The organism is Zymobacter sp. IVIA_12111.31 C1 (assembly GCF_047495495.1).
Taxonomy (GTDB): domain Bacteria; phylum Pseudomonadota; class Gammaproteobacteria; order Pseudomonadales; family Halomonadaceae; genus Zymobacter.
In genome coordinates this window covers 228602-241262 of the sequence record NZ_CP179930.1, presented here as the reverse complement: position 1 = coordinate 241262, position 12661 = coordinate 228602, and the positions used below count along the sequence as shown (strand labels likewise).

At 57.2% G+C, this 12661-nt stretch carries 4 protein-coding genes; all 4 read right to left on the bottom strand.

All coding sequences use genetic code 11. From position 1 onward, the window contains the following. Positions 1–123 precede the first annotated feature (123 nt). The gene (locus ACMHYW_RS01065; RefSeq protein ID WP_414500533.1) at positions 124–633 is read right to left on the bottom strand and encodes a copper resistance protein NlpE N-terminal domain-containing protein; all 510 of its coding nucleotides are present in this window, start codon (positions 631–633) and stop codon (positions 124–126) included. A 120-nt stretch (positions 634–753) separates the two neighbouring features. Further along, positions 754–1248: a helix-turn-helix transcriptional regulator gene (locus ACMHYW_RS01060; RefSeq protein WP_414500532.1), complete on the bottom strand. Its 495-nt coding sequence runs from the start codon at positions 1246–1248 to the stop codon at positions 754–756. 60 nt (positions 1249–1308) lie between these two features. Next, positions 1309–1494 (bottom strand): hypothetical protein, encoded by a 186-nt coding sequence (locus ACMHYW_RS01055; RefSeq protein ID WP_414500531.1) that lies wholly within the window; start codon positions 1492–1494, stop codon positions 1309–1311. Between the two features lie 328 nt (positions 1495–1822). Then, positions 1823–12472, bottom strand: coding sequence for a YadA-like family protein (locus ACMHYW_RS01050; protein ID WP_414501451.1), 10650 nt, complete (start codon positions 12470–12472; stop codon positions 1823–1825). Positions 12473–12661: the final 189 nt, after the last annotated feature.

The window sequence follows — 12661 nt, the reverse complement described above, 5'->3', positions numbered from 1 at the left end:
GTTCTACTGCGGTCGATACAATGAAGGCGCTCCACCTGCGCTAAACGCCTCAAAATCAATGCTCGGATACAGAAAAGGCTGCCCTTTATGGGGCAGCCTTTCGATTACACGAAGGTGAACGCATCACTGAGTGACGCGCGTCATCGAGTAGTCTTTTTTCGACAAGGTCAGCGTGATGGACTCACCGCTACCCTGTTTTTCCAGCAGCTTCAGCGTGTTGTCATCGGTACGCTGATAGTAGGATGCAGGTTCGCTATCGTCATCCGGCATCAGGTGATACACCACGGCTTTAGGATCTTCGGAAGACCCTGTCAGCACGGCGAACAGCCCTTTGACGTTGAACGTGTGGTTGCTGCGATCATCCTTGGCACCCAGATAGTTCTGCGTCAGGGTGAAGCCATCCGGCTGACCGTCCTGAGTGAAGTTGAGCGTCAGCTCGTTGCGAATGCCATCGCAGTCAGCGCACGGCGCCGTACCTGCAAAGCGCTGCTGTACGCCCGCCTTCGCTTCCTGCTGGCCGGGAGTGGCCGTCTTGCTGGCATCAGAATCACCGCCATTGCAACCGGCAATTGCCCCGATAGAAAGGCATGCCGCGACCAATGCCCCTGTGAACATCAAACGTTGTTTCGCCATGATTGCGTTATCTCCTCAAAGCAACTGCCTACAGCATTGTACCTGTTCGGCGACTCGTCAATGTCGTGAGGGGCTTTGGCAGGTCACAATTTCGTTTTACTGCCTCATTGCGCTCATCTGCTAGGCCGGAGTCTCGACCAGCAGGTGCATGTCGGACGCTTTCTTGATCGCATGCTTTGCATTGACGGCCTTGAGCTTGGACACCACGTTGCGCATATGGAACTTCACCGTACGCTCGGAGATGTTGAGAATGACGGCAATCTCTTCGTAGGTCTTGCCGATGCTCGCCCAATGCAGCACTTCATTTTCACGTTCCGACAACGGATTGCGAAGATCGCGGGCAAAGAGGAAGCCTGCTGCCCCAAAATGCGCCACGTAGCGTTCATGCGTATCGAGCAACTGCATCTGCAGATTGGCGCGATTCTTGACGATGAGGTGGTTGAACATTTCAGCATCATGGCTGTGATTGCAGATGTGCAGTGTCCCCATGTTGCCGTAGTGGTCATGCACCACGAAGGTATAGCCCGCCGTAATACGGTAATGCTTGGCAATATCGAAGATGTTGCTGCATTCCTCCCCCATCGTGACGGCCGTGTCCCATGCGAACGGCGTCACCCGATGCCGCGCCGTCTCGATAACGGAGTCGATCCGGTACAGCTTTTCTGCACAGTAGCGCTAGTAGTACTCACGCGGGAAATTCGAAATGATCTCAGGTTGGACAGCCCCTTCCCGAGGCAGTGAATAGTAGGCGAATTGATCAAGGCCTAGTGCACTCAGAGCTTCGGTCAGTGTCGAAAAGATTTCTTCATAGAAGGCATCCTTGCCCGACGCATTTACTTTGTCTTCCACTTTTTCCTGCATGCCACTATCCCTTGTGCAATGTCATGAGAATCGACCGACCAGCGGTTTTTATCATTGGTAAAATATCACCTGTGACGCTCGATAAAAACCCGCATTGTTCACTCGGGAATAAAATTCAACGAACGTCTTAACCAGTACCAGTCGGGGCCCCGCGCTTTTTCTAGGCAAAATACCCACAGCAGGGTCGAGTGTTACCATATGGCACTTCCCCCCGATAAAAAACGGGGTGCCCCCTGTAAAAAGGTCGCACCCCATGTGTTCCAAAATAGCAGACGACAGCTTACCTCATCCGCAAACCTTGCACTTAATTTCCATGTTTATTAGTCCTTTACCACTGATAGCCGACCCCCACGGCACCGCCTACTTCACCCTGGGTATTGCCTGAAACCTGGCCCTTTATGATCCAGCGACCATTATCGGTCATGGTCGAAAGACCCACGGCAACGGCAGACTGGCCTTCAAACGTACCCCCTGCCGCCGACATCATGCTGCGGCCCGGCAACACGGCCTGCGGCAGCCCCGTCATCGCCATAGCCGACGCCGTACCCGCCTTGGCATGACGTTCGACCTTGTCGATACGATGATCCATAGCACTGAAACCTCGGCTCATCTGCCCCACCGTAGCGGCATCGTGCGCTTGGGTGCCGTCCGCGACATTGCTGATGGCGCGCTCGCTGCCTGCGCTGCCGACCGACACGGTATTGTCTCGGCCATCCGTAGAGGAGCCTGCTCCCAACGCAACGGAGTTCTGACCATCAGCCGTCGCATTCTGACCGAAGGCCGCACTCTGACTGCCGCTTGCGGTCGCGTTCTGGCCATAAGCTGTCGAGCCGTCACCGGAGGCCTTGGCCGCATTGCCGCCAGCGGTGCTGCCAGTGCCGGAAGCAACGGCATCCCTACCGAAAGCAGAGCTGTTATCGGAGGTCGCCTTGGCGCCATGGCCTGAGGCAGTAGACCCTGTTCCGGACGCCTGAGCATTCACGCCACTGGCCGTTGCATAGTCACCTTTCGCGGAGGAATTGGCACCGGTTGCGGTACTTTCCTTGCCGCCAGCACTGGCACCCGCACCTGTCGCAGAAGCGTTTTCACCCGTGGCTTTGGCACCATTACCCAGCGCCGTACTGTTGGTATTGGAAGCAACGCTATTAGCACCACCCGCCGTGCTACCATTGCCTATGGCGGAGGCCTTGTCACCGTTGGCCGTAGCGCCCGTACCTGACGCATTGGACCCCGCGCCTGTTGCCGAGCTGTGATCACCGGTCGCCGATGAGCTGCCGCTATCGGAATTCGAGGCCGTACTCTGCCCCAGTCCCTGCAGCGCCTGATCGACCCCAACGTACTGCTTGCCATTCAAGGTATATACCGGTACGGACAACGTACCGTCTGCGTTGACGGTAGAGCCGCCGCCAAGGCTGTTGGCAATGCTCATGTTGCTGGCATGGAGCTGACTGCCGTTGATGGCATCCTGACTCGTGCTATTGATGTCGCCGTTGGCTACCTGCATCAGCTTGCGAGCATTGCCGTCCTTGTCAGCGAAGGTCACAGTCTTACCGTTGCTGTCCTTGCCAACGGTAATGGTTGCATCGTTGCTTTCCTGCTGAACGAGGCCCGACTTCCCGCTCGCCATCTGATTGATCGCATTGGTGTTGTTCACCGTACGGTCATCAAGATTGGTCAGTGCGCCACCCACATTATTGGCCGTTGTCGTGGAGCCATCTGCGTTGTGAAGCGTATAGGAAGGCGCCGTAACCGAACCGTTATCCGCCACACTGGCCCCGCCTCCAAGCGCATTGGCTAGGCCGGTGTCCGCTGTCTGACGCTGCGTCTGCTCGCTGTGCAGCTGGCTACCGTTCACTGCCTCCTTACTGGTAGCGCTGACACTACCGTCCGAAACGCTCGTCAGCGTACGCGTGCCGCCGTTCTTGTCAGCAAACGACACTTCTGTACCGTCGGTATCCTTGCCCACCGTAATCTTCTCGCCAGCCGCAGCCTGCTGAGTCAACCCGGTCTTACCACCGGTGATATCACTAATGGCCTGGTTGGTCGCATAGAGCTGGCTACCATTCACGGCCTGCTTGCTGTCTGCCGTCACGGCACCATTGGCGACGTTGTCCAGCACGGTGCCTTTGTCACCACCTTCCAGCGATGCCTTGCTGGTATTGATGGTACCGTCAGTGTTGCGGTCGTACTTGACCGCACCAGCGTCGATGTCGCGCATCGCCTCTTCAACACGGTCAAAATTGCGGCCATTCACGCTATAACCGTACTCACCAGCGGGATTAACACGAGCCGCAATCTCACGGATCTGATCCGTATTGGTGATCGTACGACCATCAACATTGCTGAGTGCCTCACCAACGTTGCTGTAGGTCACGGCAGGCTGCTCGCCAGAGTGCTGGTTATAGGTGTGCAGCTGATACGACGGTGCCGTCACCGTACCGTCAGGGTTCAGCGTCGAACCACCACCTAGCGCATTGGCGATACTCTGATTGCCCGCGTACAGCTGGCTGCCGTTTATGGCATCGACGCTATCGGACGAGACTTTACCCGCCGAGACATTGGTCAGCGTACGCGTCTTGCCATCTTTATCAGCAAAGGTCACTTCGGTGCCGTCTGTATCTTTTGCCACCGTGATCGATTTGCCGGCGGATTCCTGCTGTACCAGACCTGTCTTACCACTGTTGATATTGTTAATCGCATCCGTGTTGCCTGCGGTGCGGGTATCCACATTGGTCAACGCATCGCCAACATTATTGGCGGTAGAGGTCGAGCCATCGGCGTTATGTACGGTATAGGTTGGGTTGGTCACCGTACCGTCATCAGCCACTTTGGAGCCACCACCCAGCGCATTCGCCAGCCCGGTATCGGCCGTCTGGCGCTGCGTCTGCTCGCTGTGCAGCTGGCTACCGTTCACCGCCTGCTTGCTGTCGGCCGCGACACTACCGGGCGCGACGTTATCCAGCGTCGTGCCTGCATCACCGCCTTCCAGGGACGCCTTGCTCTTGTCGATCGTACCATCGCTGTTGCGGTTGTATTTCACCGCCCCATCGTTCACATCCTTCAGCGCATCACCAATGTTGTTGTAGGTAGTGCCATTGTTGGCATATGTCGGTTTCGTCACCGTGCCATCAGGGTTCAGCGTCGAACCACCACCCAAGGCATTGGCAAGGCTCTCATTGCTCGCATACAGCTGGCTGCCGTTGATTGCGTCCTTACTCTCTGACGCGATCGTGCCTGCTGCTACGTTGGTCAGTTTGCGAGCATTCTTGTCCTTATCAGCAAACGACACTTCCGTACCGTCTGTATCTTTACCAACAGTGATCTTCTCGCCTGCAGCCGCCTGCTGCGTCAGCCCGGTTTTACCCCTGTTGATATTGTTAATCGCGTCTGTGTTGCCTGCGGTACGGCTATCCACATTGGTGATCGCATCGCCGACATTGTTGGCGGTAGTGGTCGACCCATCGGCGTTATGCACGGTGTAGGAAGGATTACTTACCGTCCCATCAGGGTTGACCGTTGAGCCACCACCCAACGCATTGGCAATACTCTGATTGCCTGCGTACAGCTGGCTGCCGTTTATGGCATCGACACTGTTCGACGAGACTTTACCCGCCGAGACATTGGTCAGCGTACGTGTTTTGCCATCCTTATCAGCAAAGGTGACTTCGGTGCCGTCCGTGTCTTTTGCCACCGTGATCGGTTTGCCAGCGGATGCCTGCTGTACCAGACCGGTCTTACCACTGTTGATATTGTTAATCGCGTCTGTGTTGCCTGCAGTGCGGGTATCCACGTTGGTCAACGCATCACCAACATTATTGGCGGTAGTGGTCGACCCATCCGCGTTATGTACGGTGTAGGTTGGATTGGTCACCGTACCGTCATCAGCCACTTTGGAACCACCACCCAGCGCATTCGCCAGCCCAGTATCGGCTGTCTGGCGCTGTGTCTGCTCGCTGTGCAGCTGGCTACCGTTCACCGCCTGCTTGCTGTCAGCCGCGACACTACCGGGCGCGACGTTATCCAGCGTTGTGCCAGCGTCACCGCCTTCCAGGGACGCCTTGCTCTTGTCAATAGTGCCATCGCTGTTGCGGTTGTATTTCACCGCCCCATCGTTCACATCCTTCAGCGCATCACCGATGTTGTTGTAGGTGGTGCCATTGTTGGCGTATGTCGGCTTCGTCACTGTGCCATCAGGGTTCAGCGTCGAACCACCCCCCAAGGCATTGGCAAGGCTCTCATTGCTCGCATACAACTGGCTGCCGTTGATTGCATCCGTGCTCTCTGACGCGATCGTGCCTGCTGCTACGTTGGCCAGTTTGCGAGCAACATTGTTCTTATCAGCGAACGACACTTCCGTACCGTCCGTATCCTTACCGACAGTGATCTTCTCGCCCGCAGCCGCCTGCTGTGTCAGACCGGTCTTACCACTGTTGATATTGTTAATCGCGTCTGTGTTGCCTGCGGTGCGGGTATCCACGTTGGTCAACGCATCACCAACATTATTAGCGGTAGTGGTCGAGCCATCGGCGTTATGTACGGTATAGGTTGGATTGGTCACCGTACCGTCATCAGCCACTTTGGAACCACCACCCAGCGCATTCGCCAGCCCAGTATCGGCCGTCTGGCGCTGTGTCTGCTCGCTGTGCAGCTGGCTACCATTCACCGCCTGCTTGCTGTCGGCCGCGACACTACCGGGCGCGACGTTATCCAGCGTCGTGCCAGCGTCACCACCTTCCAGAGACGCCTTGCTCTTGTCGATCGTACCATCGCTGTTGCGGTTGTATTTCACCGCCCCATCGTTCACATCCTTCAGCGCATCACCGATGTTGTTGTAGGTGGTGCCATTGTTGGCATATGTCGGCTTCGTCACCGTGCCATCAGGGTTCAGCGTCGAACCACCACCCAAGGCATTGGCAAGGCTCTCATTGCTCGCATACAACTGGCTGCCGTTGATTGCATCCGTGCTCTCTGACGCGATCGTGCCTGCTGCTACGTTGGTCAGTTTGCGAGCAGCATTGTTCTTATCAGCGAACGACACTTCCGTACCGTCCGTATCCTTACCGACAGTGATTTTCTCGCCCGCGGCGGCCTGCTGCGTCAGCCCGGTCTTACCGCTGTTGATATCATTGATCGCAGTGGTGTTGCCTGCGGTGCGGTTATCCACATTAGTGATCGCATCACCAACGTTATTGGCGGTAGCGGTCGAGCCATCGGCGTTATGCACGGTGTAGGAAGGATTACTTACCGTCCCGTCAGGATTGACGGTTGAGCCACCACCCAACGCATTCGCTACGCTGCTGCTAGTGCCGTAGAGCTGACTGCCATTGATCGCCTGCTTGCTTGACGAAGACACCGTGCCGTTGGCGACATTATCCAACGTGGTGCCATTACTGCCGCCTTCCAGTGTGGCCTTGTCCTTGTTGATGCTGCCGTCGCTGCCGCGCTCATACTTCACGGCACCGCTGTTCACATCGCTTAGCGCCTCGGCCACATTATTGAAGGACTTGTTGTTATTGGTGTAGGTCGGCGCGGTCACCGTGCCGTCATCGGCCACTGCCGCACCGCCACCCAGTGCCGTTGCTAGGCCGTTATCCGCCGTACGACGCTGCGCCTGCTCGGTGTAGAGCTGCCCACCGTTCACGGCGTCAGTGCTATTCGGAGCGAGCGTACCGGCCGTCACATTGGTGAGCTTACGCGTGCCACTGTTCTTATCAGCAAACGACACTTCCGTACCGTCCGTATCCTTACCAACAGTGATCTTCTCGCCCGCAGCCGCCTGCTGCGTCAGCCCGGTTTTACCGCTGTTGATATCATTGATCGCAGTGGTGTTGCCTGCGGTGCGGTTATCCACATTGGTGATCGCATCACCGACATTGTTGGCGGTAGTGGTCGAGCCATCGGCGTTATGCACGGTGTAAGAAGGATTACTTACCGTCCCATCAGGGTTGACGGTTGAGCCACCACCCAACGCATTCGCTACGCTGCTGCTAGTGCCGTAAAGCTGGCTGCCGTTGATCGCCTGCTTGCTTGAGGAAGACACCGTGCCGTTAGCGACGTTATCCAACGTGGTGCCATTACTGCCGCCTTCCAGTGTGGCCTTGTCCTTGTTGATGCTGCCGTCGCTGCCGCGCTCATACTTCACAGCACCGCTGTTCACATCGCTTAGCGCCTCGGCCACATTATTGAAAGACTTGTTGTTATTGGTGTAGGTCGGCGCCGTTACGCTGCCGTCATCGGCCACTGCCGCACCGCCACCCAGTGCCGTTGCTAGGCCGTTATCCGCCGTACGACGCTGTGCCTGCTCGGTGTAGAGCTGCCCACCGTTCACGGCGTCAGTGCTATTCGAAGCGAGCGTACCTGCCGTCACATTGGTGAGCTTACGCGTGCCACTGTTCTTATCAGCAAACGACACTTCCGTACCGTCCGTATCCTTACCGACAGTGATCTTCTCGCCCGCAGCCGCCTGCTGCGTCAGCCCGGTCTTACCGCTGTTGATATCATTGATCGCAGTGGTATTGCCTGCGGTGCGGTTATCCACATTAGTGATCGCATCACCAACGTTATTGGCGGTAGCGGTCGAGCCATCGGCGTTATGCACGGTGTAGGAAGGATTACTTACCGTCCCGTCAGGATTGACGGTTGAGCCACCACCCAACGCATTCGCTACGCTGCTGCTAGTGCCGTAGAGCTGACTGCCATTGATCGCCTGCTTGCTTGACGAAGACACCGTGCCGTTGGCGACATTATCCAACGTGGTGCCATTACTGCCGCCTTCCAGTGTGGCCTTGTCCTTGTTGATGCTGCCGTCGCTGCCGCGCTCATACTTCACGGCACCGCTGTTCACATCGCTTAGCGCCTCGGCCACATTATTGAAGGACTTGTTGTTATTGGTGTAGGTCGGCGCGGTCACCGTGCCGTCATCGGCCACTGCCGCACCGCCACCCAGTGCCGTTGCTAGGCCGTTATCCGCCGTACGACGCTGCGCCTGCTCGGTGTAGAGCTGCCCACCGATCACGGCGTCAGTGCTATTCGAAGCGAGCGTACCTGCCGTCACATTAGTCAGCTTACGCGTGCCACTGTTCTTATCAGCAAACGACACTTCCGTACCGTCCGTATCCTTACCGACAGTGATCTTCTCGCCCGCGGCGGCCTGCTGCGTCAGCCCGGTTTTACCACTGTTGATATCATTGATCGCAGTGGTGTTGCCTGCGGTGCGGTTATCCACATTGGTGATCGCGTCACCGACGTTACCCGCATTGGTCGTCGTACCGTCGGCGTTATGTACGGTATAGGAAGGATGACTTACCGTCCCGTCAGGGTTGACCGTTGAGCCGCCACCCAACGCATTCGCCACGCTGCTGCTAGTGCCGTAGAGCTGACTGCCATTGATCGCCTGCTTGCTTGAGGAAGACACTGTGCCGTTAGCGACATTATCCAACGTGGTGCCGTTACTGCCGCCTTCCAGTGTGGCTTTGTCCTTGTTGATGCTGCCGTCGCTGCCGCGTTCGTACTTCACGGCACCGCTGTTCACATCGCTTAACGCCTCGGCCACGTTATTGAAGGACTTGTTGTTATTGGTGTAGGTCGGCACGGTCACCGTGCCGTCATCGGCCACTGCCGCACCGCCACCCAAAGCCGTTGCCAAGCCGTTATCCGCCGTACGACGCTGTGCCTGCTCGGTGTAGAGCTGCCCACCGTTCACGGCGTCAGTGCTATTCGAAGCAACCGCACCGGCCGTCACATTAGTCAGCTTACGCGTGCCACTGTTCTTATCAGCAAACGACACTTCCGTACCGTCTGTATCCTTACCAACAGTGATCTTATCGCCCGCGGCGGCCTGCTGCGTCAGCCCGGTCTTACCGCTGTTGATATCATTGATCGCAGTGGTGTTGCCTGCGGTGCGGTTATCCACATTAGTGATCGCATCACCAACGTTATTGGCGGTAGCGGTCGAGCCATCGGCGTTATGCACGGTGTAGGAAGGATTACTTACCGTCCCGTCAGGATTGACGGTTGAGCCACCACCCAACGCATTCGCTACGCTGCTGCTAGTGCCGTAGAGCTGACTGCCATTGATCGCCTGCTTGCTTGACGAAGACACCGTGCCGTTGGCGACATTATCCAACGTGGTGCCATTACTGCCGCCTTCCAGTGTGGCTTTGTCCTTGTTGATGCTGCCGTCGCTGCCGCGCTCATACTTCACGGCACCGCTGTTCACATCGCTTAGCGCCTCGGCCACATTATTGAAGGACTTGTTGTTATTGGTGTAGGTCGGCGCCGTCACCGTGCCGTCATCGGCCACTGCCGCACCGCCACCCAGTGCCGTTGCTAGGCCGTTATCCGCCGTACGACGCTGTGCCTGCTCGGTATAGAGCTGCCCACCGTTCACGGCGTCAGTGCTATTCGAAGCGAGCGTACCTGCCGTCACATTAGTCAGCTTACGCGTGCCATTGTTCTTGTCAGCAAACGAGACTTCCGTGCCGTCTGTATCTTTACCGACAGTGATCTTCTCGCCCGCGGCGGCCTGCTGCGTCAGCCCGGTTTTACCGCTGTTGATATTGTTGATCGCGTCTGTGTTGCCTGCGGTGCGGTTATCCACATTGGTGATCGCATCACCGACGTTACCCGCATTGGTCGTCGTGCCATCGGCGTTATGTACGGTATAGGAAGGATTACTTACCGTCCCATCAGGGTTGACCGTTGAGCCGCCACCCAACGCATTCGCCACGCTGCTGCTAGTGCCGTAGAGCTGACTACCGTTGATCGCCTGCTTGCTTGAGGAAGACACTGTGCCGTTGGCGACGTTATCCAACGTGGTGCCGTTACTGCCGCCTTCCAGTGTGGCTTTGTCCTTGTTGATGCTGCCGTCGCTGCCGCGTTCATACTTCACGGCACCACTGTTCACATCACTCAAGGCATCCGCTACGTTATTGAAGGACTTGTTGTTATTGGTATAGGTCGGCGCCGTATAGGTACCGGAAGACGCATCGAATGCTGCGCCACCGCCCAGGCTTGTCACTACAGCGTTGCCCACATATTTCAGCTGGCGAACGTTGACTGCATCGGTATCCTGGGTACCACCCGCCACATTAACAATCTGGCGTTCGTTATCCGTAGAACCAACGGATACAGCACCTTTCGTAGACGCAACAGACGTGCCAGAAAAGGCCTCGTTGGAGCCGCCTAGGCCAGCGCGGTTTGCGTTTGCACCTTCACCCAATGCCACACCGCTGGTCACCGAGCTTTTCGTACCTTTACCCAGCGCAATAGCGCTTTCACCCGACGCGGTACTGGTATTGCCGATAGCAACAGTATCCGCTTCAGCCGCATTGGCGCCTTGGCCCAGAGCCATCGCCCCGGTTTCGGTCGCCTGCGCGCCCTGCCCTACCGCCAAGGCATTCTGCTTGCTGGCCGCTGAGCTATCACCCAAGGCAATGGCACTGACATCACTGGCGGCCGCGTTATATCCGGCCGCAAGGGCGTGGCTACCTTCGCTGCGCGCGTTACGCCCGAGCGATGTTGCGCTTTCCCCAGAGGCCTGACTGCCTGCCCCTACACTTGTCGAGTTGACGCCTGACGCATTGGCCGAAGAACCGGCAGCCAAGCTGGACTCACCGGAAGCCGCGGCAGAAGTGCCCAGCGCGGTACTGCTTGCGCCACTTGCAATAGCATTTGATCCTACGGCAGCCGCATTGGCCTGAGACGCCGCCGCCTTGTAGCCTCCCGCAAACGATTGAGTGCCTGTCGCCGCCGCATAGTTACCGATGGCTGCCCCGAAGTCGCCTTTGGCAGAGCTGTCTTCGCCGATAGTCACTGTGTAGTTGCCAATACCCTTGGCATCATAACCAATGGATACCGCAGACAGACCCGAAGCGGCCGCGTTCTTGCCCAGAGCAATGGTGTTCTTGTTGGAAGCGGCGGTATTCGTACCCAGCGCCGTTGCGTACTGCGCGGTCGCCTGTGCCCCCGAACCGATCGCCATGGCATCCGGCGCAGAAGCCTTCGTACCCAAGGTCGCATCTTTGGTTATACGGTCACTGTCATTGGTAGAGGTACTGGCCGGACTCTGTTCTGACGGCGCACCGATGGCAATGCTTCGCCGCCCAGATGCCGTCGCCGACAGCCCCACCGCAACCGCCTGCTGATCGGTAGCGGTTGCCACGTTACCAATGGCCGTACTGCTATAGCCGCTGGCTTTGCTATCCTTGCCTTCAGCAAAAGAGTAAGCACCCGAGGCATTGCTTGAAGCCCCCAGCGCATTGGCATAGGTAGCCCCAGCGCTGCTGTTGGCCCCGATTGCACTGGAATAGGTGCCAGAAGCCTTGCTGCTGGTGCCTAATGCGATCGTATTATCCGTACTGGCAGCGGCTGACTTACCAACACTGATGCTGTTCAGGCCACTGGCTGCGGAGCTGTCTCCCAAAGCCGTTGCACTGGTATTCGTCGCCTGAGCGGCATTGCCCAAGGCCGTGGCGTTGCCGGCATTAGCCACAGCACTCTTACCGCCACTGAAACTATTTGTCCCGCTGGCAGAAGTACTATCGCCTATCGCCGTAGCGCTGGCATTAGATGCCCTCGCACTATTACCCACGGCTGTTGAATTATCAGATTGCGCCGCTGCGCTTTTCCCTATTCCGGTACTGTTGGCGCCACTTGCCGTGGCGATATCGCCATAGGCAGCGGCACTGCTGCCAGAAGCGCTTGCGCTGTTACCCACGGCGGTTGCATTGCTATTACTAGACGTGGCACCGGTCCCAATCGCAACAGCATTAACTTTAGAAGCCGAAGACGTTTGCCCGATAGCAGTAGCTGAATCTCCAGTGCTACGCGCAGCCGTACCTAGAGCAATAGCGTCTACGCCCGAAGACTGCGTGTTTTGAGTCATGTCCTGATTGGCACTACCACTTGTATTGGGACTGCCGATAGCGATTGCACGCAACCCCGTAGCTGCTGAAGAGTTGCCCATAGCAAGTGTCATATCTGCGGATGCAGTAGAAACTGACCCAAATGCCATTGAGGACAAGCCATTTGCATATGCTAGGCGTCCCATTGCCATGCTGAGAACCCCCTCGCTTAATGCGGCGGGCCCTACCGCAACAGAGCTATCTCCTCGAGCTTCAGAAGCTGCGCCAATTGCAGTACCCAGAACAGACGACGTAGTGTTTGC

What these genes read in the sequence shown, in the direction of transcription:
- ACMHYW_RS01050 (WP_414501451.1), bottom strand. Translation starts at nt 12,472, where the DNA reads ATGACACTTGCTATGGGCAACTCTTCAGCAGCTACGGGGTTGCGTGCA.
- ACMHYW_RS01055 (WP_414500531.1), bottom strand. Translation starts at nt 1,494, where the DNA reads ATGCAGGAAAAAGTGGAAGACAAAGTAAATGCGTCGGGCAAGGATGCC.
- ACMHYW_RS01065 (WP_414500533.1), bottom strand. Translation starts at nt 633, where the DNA reads ATGGCGAAACAACGTTTGATGTTCACAGGGGCATTGGTCGCGGCATGC.